Annotated in this window: 15 protein-coding genes; 10 read left to right on the forward strand and 5 right to left on the reverse strand. The window is 73.3% G+C overall.

The genetic code is table 11. The annotated features are described in order from the left end of the window. From narH to ACE1OC_RS14285, 10 genes are all read left to right on the forward strand, one after another. Nucleotides 1-1,539, forward strand: coding sequence for a nitrate reductase subunit beta (gene narH / locus ACE1OC_RS14240; protein WP_407837322.1), 1,539 nt, complete (start codon nt 1-3; stop codon nt 1,537-1,539). Then, nucleotides 1,536-2,234, forward strand: a complete 699-nt coding sequence (gene narJ / locus ACE1OC_RS14245; RefSeq protein WP_407837323.1) for a nitrate reductase molybdenum cofactor assembly chaperone — start codon at nt 1,536-1,538, stop codon at nt 2,232-2,234. Before narH ends, narJ begins: the two co-directional genes overlap by 4 nt. Beyond that, the gene (gene narI, locus ACE1OC_RS14250) at nt 2,234-2,959 is read left to right on the forward strand and encodes a respiratory nitrate reductase subunit gamma (RefSeq protein WP_407837324.1); all 726 of its coding nucleotides are present in this window, start codon (nt 2,234-2,236) and stop codon (nt 2,957-2,959) included. The genes narJ and narI overlap by 1 nt, the downstream gene beginning before the upstream one ends. After that, nucleotides 2,956-4,176 carry a TIGR04053 family radical SAM/SPASM domain-containing protein gene (locus tag ACE1OC_RS14255; RefSeq protein ID WP_407837325.1) on the forward strand — a complete coding sequence of 407 codons (1,221 nt, stop codon included), beginning with the start codon at nt 2,956-2,958 and terminating at the stop codon, nt 4,174-4,176. Before narI ends, ACE1OC_RS14255 begins: the two co-directional genes overlap by 4 nt. A gap of 67 nt (nt 4,177-4,243) precedes the next feature. Then, nucleotides 4,244-5,623: a protoporphyrinogen oxidase gene (gene hemG / locus ACE1OC_RS14260; RefSeq protein ID WP_407837326.1), complete on the forward strand. Its 1,380-nt coding sequence runs from the start codon at nt 4,244-4,246 to the stop codon at nt 5,621-5,623. A 148-nt stretch (nt 5,624-5,771) separates the two neighbouring features. Next, a complete protein-coding gene (gene cseB, locus ACE1OC_RS14265; protein WP_407837327.1) occupies nt 5,772-6,524 on the forward strand; it encodes a two-component system response regulator CseB in 753 nt (250 codons plus the stop codon). A 5-nt stretch (nt 6,525-6,529) separates the two neighbouring features. Next, a complete protein-coding gene (locus tag ACE1OC_RS14270) occupies nt 6,530-7,777 on the forward strand; it encodes a sensor histidine kinase (RefSeq protein ID WP_407837328.1) in 1,248 nt (415 codons plus the stop codon). A 257-nt stretch (nt 7,778-8,034) separates the two neighbouring features. Further along, on the forward strand, nt 8,035-8,817 hold the full coding sequence (locus tag ACE1OC_RS14275) for an ABC transporter ATP-binding protein (protein WP_407837329.1): 783 nt from the start codon (nt 8,035-8,037) through the stop codon (nt 8,815-8,817). Nucleotides 8,818-8,888: 71 nt separating this feature from the next. Then, the gene (locus ACE1OC_RS14280; RefSeq protein ID WP_407837330.1) at nt 8,889-11,417 is read left to right on the forward strand and encodes an ABC transporter permease; all 2,529 of its coding nucleotides are present in this window, start codon (nt 8,889-8,891) and stop codon (nt 11,415-11,417) included. 84 nt (nt 11,418-11,501) lie between these two features. Next, a complete protein-coding gene (locus ACE1OC_RS14285; RefSeq protein WP_407837331.1) occupies nt 11,502-13,079 on the forward strand; it encodes an alpha/beta hydrolase in 1,578 nt (525 codons plus the stop codon). 89 nt (nt 13,080-13,168) lie between these two features. On the opposite strand, the gene moeZ is transcribed toward ACE1OC_RS14285, so the two are convergent. The 5 genes from moeZ to ACE1OC_RS14310 form a co-directional block, all read right to left on the reverse strand. After that, nucleotides 13,169-14,347, reverse strand: coding sequence for an adenylyltransferase/sulfurtransferase MoeZ (gene moeZ, locus ACE1OC_RS14290; RefSeq protein WP_254384022.1), 1,179 nt, complete (start codon nt 14,345-14,347; stop codon nt 13,169-13,171). Nucleotides 14,348-14,410: 63 nt separating this feature from the next. Next, on the reverse strand, nt 14,411-15,163 hold the full coding sequence (locus tag ACE1OC_RS14295) for a spherulation-specific family 4 protein (protein WP_407837332.1): 753 nt from the start codon (nt 15,161-15,163) through the stop codon (nt 14,411-14,413). Continuing rightward, nucleotides 15,151-16,176, reverse strand: a complete 1,026-nt coding sequence (locus ACE1OC_RS14300; protein ID WP_274549447.1) for an NAD-dependent epimerase/dehydratase — start codon at nt 16,174-16,176, stop codon at nt 15,151-15,153. The genes ACE1OC_RS14295 and ACE1OC_RS14300 overlap by 13 nt, the downstream gene beginning before the upstream one ends. A 110-nt stretch (nt 16,177-16,286) precedes the next feature. Beyond that, complete coding sequence (locus ACE1OC_RS14305; protein WP_407837333.1) at nt 16,287-17,204, reverse strand: hypothetical protein; 918 nt, start codon at nt 17,202-17,204, stop codon at nt 16,287-16,289. Then, nucleotides 17,201-18,988 carry a DUF3492 domain-containing protein gene (locus ACE1OC_RS14310; RefSeq protein ID WP_407837334.1) on the reverse strand — a complete coding sequence of 596 codons (1,788 nt, stop codon included), beginning with the start codon at nt 18,986-18,988 and terminating at the stop codon, nt 17,201-17,203. Before ACE1OC_RS14310 ends, ACE1OC_RS14305 begins: the two co-directional genes overlap by 4 nt. Between the last annotated feature and the right edge of the window lie 137 nt (nt 18,989-19,125).

Here is a 19,125-nt window from a genome sequence, read left to right on the forward strand (position 1 = left end):
ATGCGCGTGATGGCCCAAGTAGCCATGGTCATGAACCTCGACAAGTGCATCGGCTGCCACACCTGTTCGGTCACCTGCAAGCAGGCGTGGACCAACCGGCAGGGCACCGAGTACGTCTGGTTCAACAACGTCGAAACCCTCCCCGGCCAGGGCTACCCGCGCCGCTGGGAGGACCAGGAGAAGTGGAAGGGCGGCTGGGAGCGCACCCGCTCCGGCAAGCTCCGCCTGCGGGCGGGTGGCCGGCTCGCCAAGCTGGGCAAGATCTTCGCGAATCCGGACCTGCCGGAGATCGAGGACTACTACCAGCCCTGGACGTACGAGTACAAGAACCTCACCGAGGCCCCGGCGGGCGACGACATGCCCACCGCGCGGCCCGTATCCCAGGTCACCGGCGAACCCATCGACAAGATCGAGTGGGGTCCGAACTGGGACGACAACCTCGGCGGCGCCCCGCAGAACGCCCCGAAGGACCCGATCATCGAGAAGATCCGCGACGAGGTCGGCGAGAAGATCCGCTTCGAGTTCGAGCAGAGCTTCATGTTCTACCTGCCGCGCGTCTGCGAGCACTGCCTCAACCCCGCGTGCGTCTCCTCCTGCCCCTCGGGCGCGATGTACAAGCGCGAGGAGGACGGCATCGTCCTGGTCGACCAGGACCAGTGCCGCGGCTGGCGCATGTGCGTGTCCGGGTGCCCGTACAAGAAGGTGTACTTCAACCACCAGACCGGCAAGGCCGAGAAGTGCACGTTCTGCTTCCCGCGCATCGAGGTCGGCATGCCGACGGTGTGCTCGGAGACCTGCGTGGGCCGCATGCGCTACCTCGGCGTCATGCTCTACGACGCCGACAAGGTGACCGAGGCCGCCGCGGTCGAGGACGAGCACGACCTGTACCCCTCCCAGGTGGAGTGCTTCCTGGACCCGTCCGACCCGGCCGTGATCGCCGCCGCCCGCGCGGCCGGCATCACCGACGAGTGGATCGACGCGGCGCAGCACTCGCCCGTCTACGACCTGATCGCCACCTACCAGGTCGCCCTGCCGCTGCACCCGGAGTACCGGACGATGCCGATGGTCTGGTACGTCCCGCCGCTCTCCCCCGTCGTCGACGCCGTCGCCGCCACCGGCAGTGACGGCGAGGACGCCGGCAACCTCTTCGGCGCCATCGACGCGATGCGCATCCCCGTCGAGTACCTCGCCGCGATCCTCACCGCGGGCGACACCGTGCCGGTGGAGGCGGTGCTGCGCCGGATGGCCGCGATGCGCGCCTACATGCGCCGCGTCAACCTGGGCGAGGCGAAGGACGAGTCGATCGCCGAGGCCGTCGGGCTGACCGGGCAGGAGATGGAGGACATGTTCCGCCTGCTGGCCATCGCCAAGATCGAGGACCGCTTCGTGATCCCGACCGCGGCCCGCTCCGATGCCGAGGCGCTCGCCGAGTCGCATCCTCTGGCCGGCGCGAACGCCGTCGACCAGGGCTGCCCGGTCGGCGCGCTGCCCGAGCCCCGGGTGATGCTCAATCTCGGCACGACGAGGAGGAGTTCGTGAGCAGATACACGCTGAGCGGTGATGCCCTGCTGCGCCTGGTCGCGGGCTGTGTCCTGCAGTACCCCGGCGACCACTTCCACGACGAACTCCCGCGGCTCCGTGCGGCCCTCGCCGGGGCGCCCGCCGAACCGGCCGCACTGCTCGGCGCGTTCCTCGACGAGGCCGAGCGGCAGACCCCGATCGAGCTGTGCTCCCAGTACACCTCGACCTTCGACACCCGCAACCGGCGCTGCCTCTACCTCACCTGGTGGATCGACGGGGACACCCGCCGGCGCGGGCTGTCCCTGGTCCGGCTGAAGCGGATCTACCGGGACTTCGGGCTGGAGTTCGCGGGCGAGGAGCTGCCCGACTTCCTCCCGGTGGCCCTGGAGTTCGCCGCCCGCCAGGAGGAGGCCGGCACCGAGCTGCTCCAGGAGCACCGGGCCGGGCTGGAGCTGCTGCGCCTGGCGCTCACCGAGTCCGGGTCCCCGTACGCCCGGGTGCTGGAGGCCGTCTGCGCGACGCTGCCCGGGCCCTCCCCCGAGACCAAGGCGGAGGCGAAGGCCCTCGCGAAGAACGGGCCGCCGCAGGAGCTGGTGGGTGCGGGCTCGGCGCTCGAACCGTTCGGGCCGGGCCTCGACATGCCGGCCGACCTGCCGTTCTCGGCTCCGACCGACCTTCCCTGGCCCACGACACCCGAAAGGATGCCCGCCTGATGGACCTCCTCCTGTGGGGCGTTCTCCCGTACGTCTCGATCGCCCTGCTGATCGCGGGAACGGTGTGGCGGGGCCGGTTCGACAAGTTCGGCTGGACCACGCACTCGTCGCAGCTGCACGAGTCGCGGCTGCTGCGCATCGGTTCGCCGCTCTTCCACTTCGGCATGCTCTTCGTGGTCCTGGGTCACGTGGTGGGTCTGCTGATCCCGAAGAGCTGGACCGACGCGGTGGGCGTCAGCGACCACGCCTACCACCTGATCGCGCTCGGCACCGGCACGCTCGCGGGCGTCGCGGCCGCCGCGGGCATCGGGATCCTCGTCTACCGGCGCTTCAAGGTCCCGGCCGTGCGCCGGGCGACGCTGCGCAGCGACCACGCGATGTACGCGTGCCTGCTCGGCGCGATGGCCCTCGGGCTGACGGCCACGATGCTCAACTCGGCCGGAATGATGGACGGGTACAACTACCGCGACGGCATCTCGCTCTGGTTCCGGAGCCTGTTCACCTTCACCCCGGACTACCACCTGATGGCGGCGGCCCCGCTCGCCTTCAAGATCCACATCATCTTCGGCTTCGTCCTGTTCGCGCTGATCCCGTACTCGCGCCTGGTGCACATGTTCTCCGTGCCGCTGAAGTACCTGTTCCGGCCGTACGTGGTCTACCGCAAGCGGGACCCCGAGCAGCTCGCCAACCGCCCGAGCAAGCGCGGCTGGGAGCGGGTCTCGTGAACCGCCGCCCCGGTCCGGCGGCCCCCCGCCCCGCCCACTCGGTCGTCCGCAGCCCCCGCCACGCGGTGTCCGACCGGCCCTTCATCGTCATCTGGGAGGCCACCCGGGCCTGTCCGCTGGCCTGTCTGCACTGCCGGGCCGAGGCGCAGACCCTGCGCCACCCCGAGGAGCTCGACGGGGCGGACGCCCGCCGGGTGATGGACCAGATCGCCGCCTTCGGCAAGCCCAGCCCGCTCTTCGTGATCACCGGCGGGGACCCCTTCCAGCGCGCCGACCTCACCGACCTGGTCGCGTACGGGACCTCGCTCGGCCTGCGCGTCGCGGTGTCCCCGTCGGGGACGCCGACCCTGACCCGGGAGAACCTCGTGGCGGTGCGGGAAGCGGGGGCCATCGCGCTCTCGCTCTCCCTGGACGGTTCCACGGCCGAGCGGCACGACGCCTTCCGCGGGGTGCCCGGGGTCTACGACTGGACGCTGGAGGGCTGGCGGGCCGCCCGGGAGCTCGGGCTCAAGGTCCAGATCAACACCACGGTCACCCGCGACAGCCTGGAGGACCTGGCCGACATCGCGGCACTGGTCAAGCGCGAGGGCGCGATGCTGTGGTCGGGCTTCGTGCTGGTCCCGACCGGACGCGGGGAACAGCTGGACTCCCTGACCGCCGCCGAGATCGAGGACGTCCTGCACTTCCTGTACGACTGCGGGGCGGTGATGGCCACCAAGACCACGGAGGGCCACCACTTCCGGCGGGTCGTGATGCAGCGCACCGTCCTGGACGCGCGCGGCGAGAAGCCCGTCCTGGGTCCGCTCCACGAGCGCCTCTCGGCCCGCGCCCGCGAGCTGGGGGTCTTCGGCGGGGAGCAGCGGGCCGTGCGCCGGCCGCCCATGGACGTCTCCTCGGGCCGCGGCTTCGTCTTCATCTCGCACACGGGCGAGGTGCACCCCAGCGGCTTCCTGCCGCTCTCCGCGGGCAACGTGAAGAACCACCCGCTGACCGAGATCTACCGTGGTTCGGCGCTCTTCACCAAGCTCCGCGACCCCTCGCTGCTGCGCGGGAAGTGCGGGGCGTGCGAGTTCAAGACGGTGTGCGGGGGCTCGCGCTCGCGGGCGTACGGCTTCACGCGCGACGTGCTGGAAGCGGACCCGTACTGCGCGTACGAGCCCGGCAGCTTCCCCTATCAGGAGGACCTCAGGGTTCTGGCCGAAAGCATGAAGCGCTGACCCACCCCGTTCCCATACGTTTCATACGGGAACATATCGACCACGGCCTCGGCCACGGGAGAACACAATGCGTTCAGTGATCGTCATCGGTGGCGGAATCAGCGGTCTGGCCGCCGCATGGCAGTTGCGCGGCCAGGCCGATGTGACCGTCCTGGAGAGCCACGCCAAGGTCGGCGGGAAGCTCCGGACCGGCACCGTCGCCGGCATCACCGTCGACGAGGGCGCCGAATCCCTCATGGCCCTGCGCCCGGAGGCCGTGGAACTGGCCGCCGCCGTCGGACTCGGCGAGGCACTCTGCGATCCCGCGAAGGCCCCCACCACCATCTGGACCAACGGCGCCCTGCGCCCGCTGCCCGCCGGACACGTGATGGGCGTCCCCACCGACCCCTCCGCCCTGATCGGCACCGGGCTGCTCTCCCCCGAGGGCGTCGCACGCGTCGCCGCCGAGGAGACCCTCCCGGCCACCCCGCTCACCGAGGACTGCTCGGTCACCGAGTACCTGGGCGGCCGCTTCGGCCAGGAGGCCGTGGACCGCCTCATCGAACCCATGCTGGGCGGGGTCTACGCCGGCCTCGCCGAGCGGCTCTCGCTGCGCGCGGCCATGCCCCGGATCGCCGCCCTCGCGGAACAGGGCACCCCGCTCCTCCCGGCCCTGCGCCGGATGCGCGCGGCGGGCGCCCCCCGCTCGGGTGCCGTGGCCGTCCAGGGCGTCGTCGGCGGCACCGGGCGCTTCCCGGCCGCCGTCGCCGAAGCCTGCGGAGCCCGCATCCTCACCGGGACGACGGCCCGCTCGCTCCAGCAGGTCGGCGACGGCCGCTGGCGCGTCCAGGCCATGACCGGCGACGGCGCGCTGACGATGGAGGCCGACGCGGTGATCCTCGCCCTGCCCGCCTTCGCGGCGGCGGAGCTGCTGCGCCCCCACTCCCCGCTCGCCGAGGCCGAGCTCTCCTCGATCCCGCACGCATCGACGGCCGTCATCACCATGGCCTTCTCCCGCGCCCAGGCCCACTTCCTCCCCCAGGGCAACGGCTTCCTGGTCCCGCCGGTCGACGGCCACACCCTGAAGGCCGCCTCCTTCCTCTCCAACAAGTGGTCCTGGCTGCACGACTCGGCCCCCGAGACCTTCGTGCTGCGCGCCTCCATCGGCCGCATCGGCGAGGACGCGCTGCTCGGCCGCCCCGACCGCCACCTGGTCCGCTCGGCCATCGCCGAACTCCACCACGCGGTGGGCCCCATGGGAGAACCCCTGGCCACCCGCGTCACCCGCTGGGACCGGGGCCTGCCCCAGTACGGCGTCGGGCACCGCGAGCGCGTCGCCCGCATCCGCGAGGCCGCCGGCAAGCTCCCCGGCATCGCCCTGTGCGGAGCGGCGTACGAGGGCGTGGGCGTGGCCGCCTGCGTCGCGACGGGGCGCGCGGCGGCGAAGCAGGTCCTGGCGCAGCCGTAGGGCGCGGCCCCCGTTCGTATCGGGCGGGTATCAGAGGACGCTCGGCTCCTCATCCGTTCGGCCCCCGGGGCCGTGGCCAGCGCGTTCACGGCTGCCGCGGCCCTATCGTTCTCACAGGTACCCGTCCGCCGAACAGGAGTCGTCCTCCGTGTCCACCCCCACCCCGGCTCCCGCCGCTCCGCGACCGGTCCGCGTGCTGCTGGTGGAGGACGACGAGCTGATGCGCCGCTCGTTCACCGTCTCCCTGGAGCGCTACGGGTACACGGTGCGGGCCGCCGCCGACGGACTCACCGGCCTCGAATCCTTCCGCGACGAGGACTTCGACCTGCTGATCCTCGACGTGATGCTGCCCGGCCTCGACGGGATCGGCCTGTGCCGCAAGGTCCGGGAGACCAGCCTGGTCCCGGTCCTGATGATGTCGGCGCGCGGCGACGGGCTGGACATCGTGTCGGGTCTGGAGGCCGGGGCGGACGACTACGTCGTCAAGCCCGTGGACACCAACGTGCTCGTGGCCCGCATCCGCTCCCTGCTGCGGCGCGCCACCTACGCCCCCGCCCCCGCCCCCGCCCCGGCGGCGGGGCAGGCCGCGGAGGAAGGGGCGGGACCTTCCGAGGGGGAGCTGCTGACCTTCGGGGACCTGACCATCCACACCGGCGGCCTGGACGTGGCCGTCGCCGGAACCCCGGTGGCGCTGACCCCGACCGAGCTGAAACTGCTGCTGGAGTTCGCCGCCCACCCGGGCGTCGTGCTGGAGCGGCACACCCTGCTGCGCAACGTCTGGGACTACGGCTGGGACGGCGACAGCCGGGTCGTGGACCTGTGCGTGCAGCGGCTGCGCGGCAAGCTCGGCCGCGACCGGATCGAAACGGTCCGCGGCTTCGGCTACAAGCTCAGGCGTTGAGACCGGTGGCCCCCTTCGAACGGCCGCGGCCGGGCCGCGTCCCCCTGCGCTGGAAGATCGCCGCCCTGGCCGCGGGCACGGCCTGCCTGGTCGCGGCGGCGGTGGGCGTGCTCGTACACCTCTGGACCGCGTCGGACATCCGCTCCCGGGCCGAGATGCAGGCCTTCAACACCGTGTACACGGCCATGGACACCTACCGGCGCACCGGAACCCTGATCGAGGGCGCCGAGCTCGATCCGCCCGGACTGCCCGCCTCGCTGCGCAACCCGGACGACGGCGACCGGCACGTGGGCTACGACGGGCACCTCGACGGGAACAGCGGGCCGACCGTCTGGGCCGCTCAGCGCGTGGGCGGACCGGGCAGCCCGGTGCTGGCCTACTCCGTCAACACGAACGCGCAGCGCTACGACCTGCGCCGGCTCGACGCCACCATGGCGGTGGCCTCCCTGCTCGCCCTCGCCGCGGCCACCCCGCTGGCGGTGTACGGAGCCGGGCTGCTCGGCCGCCGGCTGAGCCGGGTCTCCGAGACCGCGAGCCGGATCTCCGCTGGGGACCTGGACGCCCGTACCGGACCCACGCAGGGCCGCGACGAGGTCGACGACATCGCCGCCACCGTCGACCTGATGGCCGACACCCTCGGCCGGAAGCTGCGCGACGAGCGCCGGTTCACCGCCGACGTGGCCCACGAACTGCGCACGCCCGTCGGCGGTCTGCTGGCCGCGGCGGACCTGCTGCCGCCCGGGGAGACGGAGGACCTGCTCCGGGCCCGGGTGCGCGATCTGCGCGGGCTCGTCGAGGACCTCCTGGAGATCTCCCGGCTCGACGCGGGCGCCGAACTCCCGGTCCGCGACCGGGTTCCGCTCGGCGCGGTCGTCTCCGAGGCCGTGACGCGCACCGGCCTCACCACCGAGGTCGAGGTCTCCCCGTCGGCCGGGAGCGCGGAGACCGACCCGCGCCGCCTGGAGCGGATCGTCGGCAACCTCGTCGTCAACGCCCACCGGCACGGGCAGGCCCCGGTCCGGGTCACCGTCGAGGGCTCCACCGTCGTCGTACGGGACCACGGCCCCGGCTTCCCCGCCGACCTGCTGCGCGACGGCCCGCGCCGCTTCCAGACGGGCGCGGCCGAGCGCGGCTCGGGCCACGGCCTGGGCCTGACCATCGCCGTGGGCCAGGCCCGGGTGCTGGGCGCCGAACTCCGCTTCGCCAACGCCCCGGACGGCGGCGCGATCGCGACGCTGCACCTGCCGACCTGACCCCCGCCGCGCAGCGGAAAATCCAGCCCCTCCGGCGTTTGAGGAGCGGGGTCCGGGGCGGAGCCCCAGGGGGGGTCCGGGCGCAGCCCGGGGAACGGGCGAAGGGCGGGGAGGGGACCTCGCCCCGCGCAGCGGCAGCCCGCCCGCTACCGCACCGATACACACCGGAGCGGCCCCCGATACCCGGCGGCCCAAGCCCCGATACGTCCCCCGGACACCCTTCGAAGTGCAGCTTCCCGCGCCGAAGAGGAGTCCCCGTGACCGCCGCCCCCCTTGCCCCGCATCCGCACCCCGCGCCGACCGGCATCGCGGCCGCCACCACCGACCTCTCGAAGGTCTACGGCAGTGGCGACACCCGGGTCGTGGCCCTGGACCGCGTCAGCATCTCCTTCCACGAGGGCCGGTTCACCGCGATCATGGGCCCCTCCGGCTGCGGCAAGTCCACCCTGATGCACTGCGCCGCCGGGCTCGACTCCTTCAGCTCCGGCTCCGCCCGGATCGGCACCACCGAGCTGGGCTCCCTGAACGACGAGCAGCTCACCCGGCTGCGCCGGGACCGGATCGGGTTCATCTTCCAGGCGTTCAACCTGATGCCGACGCTGACCGCGCTGGAGAACATCACCCTGCCGCTGACCATCGCCGGCCGTAAGCCCGACCGGCAGTGGCTGGACCACGTGGTCTCCCTGACCGGCCTCTCTCAGCGCCTCGGCCACCGTCCCGGGCAGCTCTCCGGCGGGCAGCAGCAGCGCGTGGCGGTGGCCCGGGCCCTGATCGCCCGTCCCTCGATCATCTTCGGCGACGAGCCCACCGGAAACCTCGACTCCCGGGCCGGGGCCGAGGTCCTCGGCTTCCTGCGCGACTCCGTGCGCGAGCTGGGCCGGACCGTGGTCATGGTCACCCACGATCCCGTCGCCGCCGCGTACGCCGACCGCGTGGTCTTCCTCTCCGACGGACGGCTGGTCGACGAGATGGTGCAGCCCACCGCGGACCGGGTCCTGGACCGGATGAAGGCCTTCGACGCGCGCTCCCGCACGAGCTGACCCCTCCGCGCTCCCGCACCGAACCAGCCGCCCGCCCGCTCCCCGGGCCAGCCTCCCAGGATCCGCATCCCATGTTCCGTACCGCCCTGCGCAACGTGCTCGCGCACAAGGCCCGCCTGCTGATGACCGTGTTCGCGGTCATGCTCGGGGTCACCTTCGTCACCGGCAGCCTCGTCTACGGCGACAGCCAGAAGCAGGCCGCCGTCGACCGGGCGAGCGCCGGCTACGACCGCATCTCCCTCAACGTCTCGCCCAACTCCGTGCCCGGCGCCCCGCCCGCCACCCTCGACGCCCGCACCGCCACCTCCCTGGCCGAGGTCCCCGGCGTCGCCGCCGCCGCGGGCCGGGTCAACGGCTTCGCCGCCGTCGCCGACCGCGAGGGCCGGCTGCTGGGCAGCGCCGACTTCCGCAAGGGCGGCAACTTCGCCCCGGGCAAGGACGGAAAGGACCCGGCCTACGCCTTCACGGAGGGCTCCGGCCCGGTCGACGGCAAGGCCGTCGCCCTCGACGAGGCCTCCGCCGCCAAGGGCGGCTACCGCGTCGGTGACACCGTGCGCGTCGGCACGAGCACCGGAGCCGAGTCCTACCGGCTCAGCGGCGTCTTCCGCACCGACGCCTCGAAGCTGTCCTCCGGGGGCAGCCTCGTGCTGTTCGACGACGCCACCGCCCAGCGGCTGTACCTCGAGCCCGGCCGGTACACGGACATCGAGATCACGGCCGCCCCCGGCACCGACACGACGCAGCTCCTCGCCCGGGTCGAAGCGGTGATCCCCAAGGACTCCACCGCGGTCACCGGTGCCTTCCTCGCCCGGCTCCAGGCGAACCGCGCCTCCAGCGGCAGCGACACCATGAGCCAGATCATGGTGGGCTTCGCCGCGGTCGCCCTGTTCGTGGCCACCTTCCTCATCTCCAACACCTTCACCATGCTGGTCTCCCGGCGCACCCGGGAACTGGCCCTGATGCGGGCCGTCGGCGCCACCCGCAAGCAGGTCCGCCGGATCCTGCTGACCGAGTCCGTGCTCGTCGGCCTGGTCGCCTCCGTGGCCGGCATCCTGGCCGGCACCGGGGTCGCCGCCCTGCTCCAGGCCCTCTTCTCCTCCGCCGACAGCCCGGACGCTCCGCTGACCCTGCTCCCCTCCACGGTGATCATCGCGCTCGTGGTCGGCACCGTCCTGCCCGTGATCGCCGCCTGGGTGCCGGTCCGCCGGGCCATGGCCATCCCGCCCGTCGCCGCGCTCGGCGCCGCCGAACCCGCCGCGCCCGCACACGCCGGCTCCCTGCGCACCCGGATCGGCGCCGCCCTGCTCCTCACCGGAGCGGCCGCCACCCTGTACGGAGCCCTCGCGGCCGACGGCGACGCCCGGACCGTCATCGGGCTCGGCGCGGCCCTCACCCTGACCGGCGCGATCGGCCTCATCCCGCTGCTGTCCCAGCCGTTCACCGCCCTGCTCCGGCCGCTGCTGCTCCGCTACAGCCCGGTGCACGGCGACCTCGCCGCCCGCAACACCGTGCGCGACCCGCGGCGTACCGGCGCCACCGCCGCGGCGCTCGCCATCGCCCTCGCGCTCGCCTCGGGCCTGTCCGTCCTCGGTGCCTCCGCCACCCAGTACCTCGACGGCGCGACCACCCGCGACATCACCGCCGACTACCTGGTGCAGGCCCCCTCGGGCGGGCAGCGGATGACCCCCGCCACCGCCGAACCCCTCAAGAAGCTGACCGGCGCCACCTACAGCCCGCTCAACCAGTCCACCGAGTACCAGATCGGCGGCGTCCGCTCGGTCCTGACCGGCGTCGACCCCGCCGCCATCGGCCGCCTCCTGCGCTACGAGGTGACCGCGGGCTCCCTCGACAGCCTCGCCCAGGGCAAGGTCGCCGTCGCCGACTACAAGGCCCGGGCCAACGGATGGAAGGTCGGCCAGAGCCTCCCCGTGAAGCGACTGGACCAGCAGGGCGAGCTCACCATCGGCGCGATCTACCGCGCGGACGAACAGAGCAAGGTGCTGCCCAGCATCACCGCACCCGACTCCCTGGTCGCCCGCTTCGACTCCACCCCGCACACCGACTCGATCGTCGTGGCCACCGCGGGCGGCCCCGGCCGGGCCCAGCACGCGAGCGTCGTCAAGGCGCTCGGCGACAACCCCGCCCTGTCCGTCCTGGACAAGGAGGCCATCCGGTCCGAGGACACCAGCGGCATCGGCAACCAGCTCAACATCTTCTACGCGCTGCTCAGCATGGCCCTGATGATCGCCGCCCTCGGCATCGCCAACACCCTCGCGATGTCGGTGCTCGAACGCCGCAAAGAGATCGGCACGCTGCGCGCCCTCGGCCTGGACCGCGCCGGAGTGACCCGGATGATCCGCATCGAGGCCCTGCTCGTCGGCGCCCTCGGCGCGGCCGTCGGCACGGTCATGGGCGTCTTCACGGGCTGGGCCCTCGGCAACACCCTCCAGGAGAGCGTCGCCGGATACGCCCTGGTCATCCCTTGGGGACGGCTCGCCCTCGGGGTGCTGCTCGCCCTGGCCGGCGCCCTCCTCGCCTCCCTCTGGCCGGCCCGCCGGGCCGCCGGCGTCGACATCCCCGCGGCGACCGCCGCGCAGTGACCGGTCACCCCGCGCGCCCCGCCCCCGTAACCCGGACGGGTCAGCGCGGGGGCGGGGCGCGCGGGGCGCGCACAGGATGAAGACATGCCCACACACGCCCTGCGGGTCGCCGCTGCCGCCGCCGCTGCCGCCGCGCTGCTCGCCACCAGTGCCTGTTCCGACGGCGGAGGCAAGGAGAAGAGGGGCAAGGACGGCGCCGCCCAGGGCATCAAGAAACCGAAGTGGGGCGACTGCCAGGCTCCCACCGCCGCCGAGGGCGGCGGGCAGGTCCCCGGCAAGGACTGGCAGTGCGCCGTCCTCGACGTGCCCCTGGACTACGCCGAGCCCGAGGGGGAGACGATCCCGCTGGCGTTGATCCGGGCCAAGGCACGCGACAAGGACAAGCGGATCGGTTCCCTCGTCTTCAACTTCGGCGGCCCCGGCGGCTCCGGCATCACCACCCTGCCCGGCGCGGCCAAGGAGTACGCGGCCCTGCGCGAGCGCTACGACCTCGTCAGCTTCGACCCGCGCGGGGTGGGCCGCAGCGCGCCCGTGCTGTGCGAGGACGACAAGCAGCTGGACGCGTACTACGCCACCGACTCCAGCCCCTCGACGCCGGAGGAGGAGAAGCAGTTCCTCGCCACCTCCAAGCAGTACAAGGAGGCCTGCGAGGCGAAGTCCGGCAAGGTGCTGCCCCACGTCGGCACCGAGAACGCGGCCCGCGACCTGGACCGGATCCGCCAGGCCCTCGGCGACGAGAAGCTGTACTACTTCGGCATCTCCTACGGCACCGAGCTCGGCGGGGTCTACGCCCACCTCTTCCCGAAGAACGTGGGGCGGGCCGTCTTCGACGCCGTGGTCGACCCGACCAAGAACTCCGAGGAGGGCGCCCTCGGCCAGGCCAAGGGCTTCCAGCTCGCGCTCGGCAACTTCGCCCAGGACTGCGTGAACCGCGGCGACTCGTGCCAACTGCAGGGCAGCACCGCCAAGGAGATCGAGGCGAACATCATCAAGCTCCAGAAGGAGCTGGCGGCCAAGCCCATCCCCGGCTCCGGCGACCGGCTGCTCACGGATGACGCCGCGACCAACGGCATCGCCTTCGCCCTGTACTCCAAGGAGGCCTGGCCCCTGCTGGAACAGGGCCTGGACGAGGCCGAGGGCGGCCAGGGGCAGCTGCTGCTCGCCATGTCGGACGCCCTCAACGGCCGGGACCCGAAGGGCACGTACAGCAACATCGGGTCGGCCAACACCGCCATCAGCTGTGCCGACTCCAAGGACCGCTACACGCTCGCGCAGACCAAGGCGAAGCTGCCCGAGTTCCGCGCCGCCTCTCCCGTCTTCGGGGACTTCCTCGGCTGGGCCATGATGGGCTGCACCGACTGGCCCGTCGCCGGCGCCTGGAACACCCCGGACGTCTCCGCCCCGGGCTCGGCGCCCATCCTGGTGATCGGCAACACCGGTGACCCGGCGACCCCGTACGAGGGCGCCCGCAAGATGGTGGAGCGGCTCGGCCCCGGCGTCGGTGTGGAGCTCACCTTCAAGGGCGAGGGGCACGGCGCCTACAACAGCGGCGACCCCTGCGTGCAGCAGGCCGTCGACTCCTACCTGCTCGACGGAAAGGTGCCCGGCACGGGCACGGTGTGCACGGCGTCGAAGTCACCGGCGCCGACCTCGCCCGTCTAGGCACCCGGAGCACGACGGAGGGGCCGTACGTCGCTCGCGCGAGGTACGGCCCCTCCGGTGCCCGCTGTGGGGACCAACTGCTGGTGGGACTAGTAGACCGGCTTCTCGGGCTCGATCTGGTGGACCCAGCCGATGACGCCGCCGCCGACGTGGACCGCGTCCGCGAAGCCCGCGGACTTCAGGACCGCGAGGACTTCCGCACTGCGGACACCCGTCTTGCAGTGCAAGACGATGCGCTTGTCCTGCGGCAGGTCCTGGAGGGCGGTGCCCATCAGGAACTCGCCCTTGGGGATCAGCTTCGCGCCGGGGATCGAGACGATCTCGTACTCGTTGATCTCACGGACGTCGATGATCTCGATCGGCTCGTCGTTGTCGATCCACTCCTTGAGCTGCTTGGGAGTGATCGTCGAGCCGAGCGCGGCCTCCTGGGCCTCCTCCGACACGACGCCGCAGAAGGCCTCGTAGTCGATGAGCTCGGTGACGGTCGCGTTCGGGCCGCAGACCGCGCAGTCGGGGTCCTTGCGGACCTTGACCTGGCGGTACTGCATCTCCAGGGCGTCGTAGATCATCAGACGGCCGACCAGCGGCTCGCCGACGCCGGTGAGGACCTTGATGGCCTCGGTGACCTGGATGGACCCGATGGACGCGCAGAGCACGCCCAGCACGCCGCCCTCGGCGCAGCTCGGGACCATGCCCGGCGGGGGCGGCTCCGGGTAGAGGCAGCGGTAGCACGGGCCGTGCTCGGACCAGAAGACCGAGGCCTGGCCGTCGAAGCGGTAGATCGAGCCCCAGACGTACGGCTTGTTCAGCAGCACGCAGGCGTCGTTCACGAGGTAGCGCGTGGCGAAGTTGTCCGTGCCGTCGACGATGAGGTCGTACTGGCTGAAGATCTCCATCACGTTGTCGGCTTCGAGCCGCTCTTCGTGGAGGACCACGTTCACGTACGGGTTGATGCCCAGCACGCTGTCGCGGGCCGACTCGGCCTTGGAACGGCCGATGTCCGCCTGGCTGTGGATGATCTGGCGCTGCAGGTTCGACTCGTCGACCTCGTCGAACTCCACGATGCCCAGCGTGCCCACGCCGGCCGCGGCCAGGTACATGAGGGCGGGCGAGCCGAGGCCGCCCGCGCCCACGGCCAGCACCTTGGCGTTCTTCAGGCGCTTCTGGCCGTCCATCCCCACGTCGGGGATGATCAGGTGGCGGGAGTACCGACGGACCTCGTCAACGGTGAGCTCAGCAGCTGGCTCTACCAGGGGTGGCAGCGACACGGGGACTCCGTAGATGATTAAGTCTTAACGGTGGTTCTTCCCGTAACACTGCCACGCCCTCCTTCATTCCGAGACACCCGGTCCGATCCGCGAGACGATTTCGTCCCAGTACCCGGGCATCGACGCCCAGGGGTCCCGGTCGGCAGCCCCGCGCCGGTCGGTGAACCAGATGGTCCCCGCACCCTGCCAGCGGGCGATCCGGAGCGCTTCCTCCAAGTGCGTGCGCGGCACTCCGTGCACGAGGTGGCAGAAGGTCTCGGGCGGATGGTCCGCCGTCCACTCCGCCACCTGCGACCAGCGGTAGTCGGCCCAGGTTCCGGCGAAGGTGACCAGCTGATCTGCGGTTTCCGTGTACCCCTCGTAGGGGTGGGTGCCGTGTCCGAGGACGATCCGCAGGCCCTCGCCGAGCCCCCGCAGGGCGTCCGCGACCCGGCGCACGGAAGCCAGCTCCGCCTTCCCGGCCGGGGCGTCCGCGAGGTAGAAGCCGTCGGCTCCGTACCAGTCCCGGAAGCGGTGGGCGTCGGAGAGGAGCTCCCCGAAGGACCGCTCCCCGTCCCGCATGGCGAGATGCCCGAGGATCGCACCGCCCGCCCTACGGAGCTTCGCGGCCGCCTCCGTGCAGTGCGGGTCGGGCCGGCCGCCCGGCCCGTCCGTGACGTTGAGGACGGCCCAGTGCAGCGGCGTCCCGGGCCGGGTGAGCTCGGCCCACTCCACCGGGGCCAGCAGTGGATGCGCGTACCCCGGGACTCCTAAGCCGAGCCGGCCCGCCTCCGTGGCGGCCTGGCCGGCCGCCGGCGGGGTGGTCAGATGCGGCACGCCGCCTCCATCCAGATGTCCGCGAGGGACTCCTCCAGGTTGATCCGCGGCCGCCAGCCGAGCCGGTCGCGGGCGGTGCGGACGTCCGCCTGCTGCCAGGCTCCGCACCCGTCCGGGTAGGGGTACGGCGGCTGCGCCGTCGCGGCGGCGAGCTGCTCCGCCGTGGCCTCGGAGCGCGGGGAGCCGATGGCGGCGAGCCCGGAGGGCCGGCCGGGGTGCCCGTGCGCCTGCGGGTGCTGGGCGTGCTGTCCGTGCTGCGGTACGTCGATCTCGTGCAGCGAGCCTCCGTACCCGGCGACCCGTGCCAGCACGGCGGCCGCGTCGCGCAGCCGGACCGCCCGGCCGGTGCCGATGTTGACGACGCCCTGGGCCGCCGACAGCGAGGCGGCGTGCACCGCCCGCGCCACGTCCCGGACGTCGACGAAGTCGCGCTGGACCCCGAGCCCGCTGAGCTTCAGCTCGCCGTCCCCGGACTGCATCGCGCGCCGCATGGCTTCGGCGAGCCGGCCGAGAGGGGATCCGGCGGGGGTGCCGGGGCCGACGGGCGAGAAGACCCGCAGGACCACGGCGTCCAGCCCGGAGCCGAGCACGAGCTCGGTGGCGGCCAGTTTGCTGACTCCGTACGGCCCTCCCGGTCTGGGGACGGCGTCCTCGGCCGTGGAGGACCCGGGCTGGCTGGGCCCGTACTCGGCGGCGCAGCCGAGCTGGACGAGCCGGGCGCCGCAGCCGCTGCGGCGCAGCGATTCGCAGATCGTGGCGACGGCGACCGTGTTGTGCCGGGTGAGCTCGCGGGCACCGCCTCGGGTGGCTCCCGCGCAGTTGATGACGACGCCCGGGTGGACGGCGTCGAGGAACCGGGTGAGCGCGCCGGGGCTGCCGGTGGCGAGGTCGAAGCGGACGTCGGCGTCGTCGCCGCGGCCGAGCGCGGTGAGCTGGACCGCGGGGTCGGCGAGCAGCCGGTCCGCGACGTAGCGCCCGAGGTATCCGTTGGCTCCGATCAGCAACACCCTCATCGCGCGGCCCCTTGGTTGGTTGGCTGGCCGGTCATGTCCTGTTTCTCCTTGCTGGTGGATGGGTGGATCGGGGTGGGGGGTACGGCGCTTCGGTGTCTGCTTCCGAAGGTTCAGGGGCGCTGCGCGTGCGCGGAGGCCCGCGACAGCGCGAGGACGGCGGGTACGAGGACTCCCGCTGCGGCGGCGAACGGCGCCGCCGGGACCGGGAGCAGGGCGAGTACGAGGGCCAGGGCCGCCGCGAGGGCTCCGCGGGGGGCTCCGTGGCCGAGCAGCAGCCGGGTCAGGAGGAGGAGCACCGCGAGCGGTACGGCCACCGCCGGGGTGGTCCCGGCGAGCACGGCCGCCCCCGCGGCGGCCGCGGCGTACAGCGCGAGCGTCCCGAGGAGCAGCGGTCTCACCCCGTCCGCGAAGTCCTCCAGGGCCCGGCTCCCGGCGAGCCTGCGCCGGGCGCGGGCCGCGAAGACGGCGCCGGCCAGGTGCCCGGGGGCGACGGCCACGGCCAGGGCGGTCCCGAGCGGGGTCCCGTGGCGGTGGACGGCCCAGCCGAGGGCGGCGGCGGCCAGCAGGTACACGGCGGCGGGGAACCGGCCCCCGGCGGCCCGGCCGGGCCGTCCGAGCGCGGCGACGGTGACGAGCACCGCCAGGGCTCCGGCCCAGGGCACGCCGGCGGCGGCCGCACCGAGGGCCAGGGCCCCGGGCAGCAGCGCGTAGCCGAAGCCCCGTACGGCCTTGGCGTGGACCGGGATGCCGGCCGGCGGGGCGGGCGGGGTCCCGTCGCGGGGGGTCCGGGCGTAGAGCTCCTCCGCGAGGGAGAAGACGTCCCGGTGGCGGAACCGTGCGGCGGTGCGGTCGGTGATGCCGTGCGCCTCCAGCCCGGCGGCGATCTCCAGCGGGTCCACGGCGTGTTCGCAGAGCTCCCGGTGGCGGTGGAGCAGCGCCTTGACGGGGTCCCCGGCGGAGCGGGCCCGGCGGGGCGGGGACGGGGGCGGGTCCATGGGGGGGACGGCTTCGTCCAGGGGCAGGGTCATGCGGAGGCCTCCGGACTCGCGGCGCGCTCGGCACGCGCGGCGGGCACCATGAGCCCCGGATGCGCCTCGGGGTCGTCCCCCCGGGTCGGGGGTCCGGCCGGGTCGGCGGCGGGCGGGGCGGCGGGTACGGGGTGCGGGGTGGCCCAGGTGGGGGTGGCCCAGTGGCCCGGGACGCGGGCCTCGGGCGGCTGCTCGAAGGGCACCCCGGTGCCGTCGGGGCGGGCCGGGCCGCGGGCCAGCAGCCTCAGGTAGGACTCCTGGAAGGCGGCGACGTTCTGCTCGACGGTGAAGAGTTCGAGGGCCCGCGCCCGGGCGGCCGACCCGAGCCGCTGGGCCCGCTCGGGGTCCTGCAGCAGCGTGACGCAGGCCTCGGCGAGCGCCCGCGGGTTGCGCGGCGGCACCACGAGCCCGGTGCCGCCGATCACCTCGACGACGGCGCCGACGTCGGTGGAGACCGTGGCCCGGCCGCAGAACATCGCCTCGGCCAGGGTGATGGGGAAGCCCTCGATGACGGAGGAGAGCACCACCACCCGCCCGGAGCCGTACGCGTGGGCCGGGGACGGCACGTCGGGTCCGCCGATCTCCTCGAAGGTGACCGGGTTCTCGCCGACCGCGTGCGCGTCCGCGGCCTCGTCGGGGAAGAGCTGCGCGGCGAGCGAGCGGCAGTCGGCCAGGTAGCCGTGCCCGACCGCGTGCCCGACCTCGTGGTTGCCCGCCCCGGCAGGGCCGCCGGGGCCCGCGGTGGCGGAGCCCGCGGCGCCGGAGCCCGTCCCGACGGAGGTCGCGAAGATCCGCAGCCGGGCGCGCGGTTCGGCCCGGCGCACCTCGGCGAAGGCGTGCAGCAGGGCGATCAGGTCCTTGGCGGGGTCCACCCGGCCGACCCAGACCAGCGTGTGCGGGTCCCCGCACCCCGGGTCCTCGCCCACGGCGGCGAATCGGTCCGCCTCCATCCCGGGGTAGATCGTGCGCAGCCGCTCGCGGGAGGCCCCGCAGCGTTCCTGCCAGCGCCGGGCGTGCGCGTTGCCCGGGGTGAGCAGGTCGGCCTGGGAGTAGATCTCGCCGGCCAGCCGGGTGTGGAAGGCCGCGAGCAGGGCCCGTACGGCCGGCCGCTCGTCCCGTGCGGAGGTCTCCAGGTAGTGGGCCCGGAGCTGGACCCCGTACTCGGTGACCAGGAGCGGCACTCCGAAGAAGCGTTTGGCCAGGAGCCCGGGGAGCGCCGCCACCCCGCCCGCGGCCGCGTGGCAGACGTCGACCTCGCGCAGGTCCTCGTACCAGTCCAGGGACAACGGCCGGAGCATCCGCTCCAGTTCGTCCACGAATTCCAGCAGGTCCGCGACCTGCGCCCGCTGTACGGCCCTGCTCGCCTCGGGGGCGCGACAGGCGGACTCCACCGCCCGTACGGCCGTCTCCGAGCGCAGTGCCGCGTACAGCCCGCCCTCTTCCCAGGCGAGCGCGGCCAGCCCGTACAGCCCGTCCGCGAACCGTGCGGGGTCGGCTCCGCAGATCCCGCGGACCAGTTCCGTGAAGGCGGCGGCGAAGCGGCGGCGCTCGCGGCGGCGGTGGCTGCGCCCGTCATCGGCCGGCGCCCACAGCGGGGCGGTCCGCACCCGGGTGACGTGGGAGGGCAGCGGCACCCGGCCGCGCTCCTCCTGTTCGGCGCTGCGGCTCAGGGCGTAGAGCTCGAACTCGTGCTGGGGAAGCCCGCGCACGAGCCGGTCGCACCACAGCCTCGCTTCCCCCGTCGCATACGGATAACCACCTTCCGTGAGCAGTCCGATCCGCACGAGTGGCACCCCCGATCTCCCGTTTCAGGCGGTCTCCGTCGGTCCGGCGACCCGCCGGATACGAACTCAAGCGGATATGCCGAAGGCGCGACGGACGGTTGTCCGTCGCGCCACCGGAAGGGGTGAAGAGTCGTAAC

It is taken from the genome of Streptomyces stoeckheimensis, assembly GCF_045822005.1.
In the GTDB taxonomy this organism is placed as follows: Bacteria; Actinomycetota; Actinomycetes; order Streptomycetales; family Streptomycetaceae; genus Streptomyces; species Streptomyces stoeckheimensis.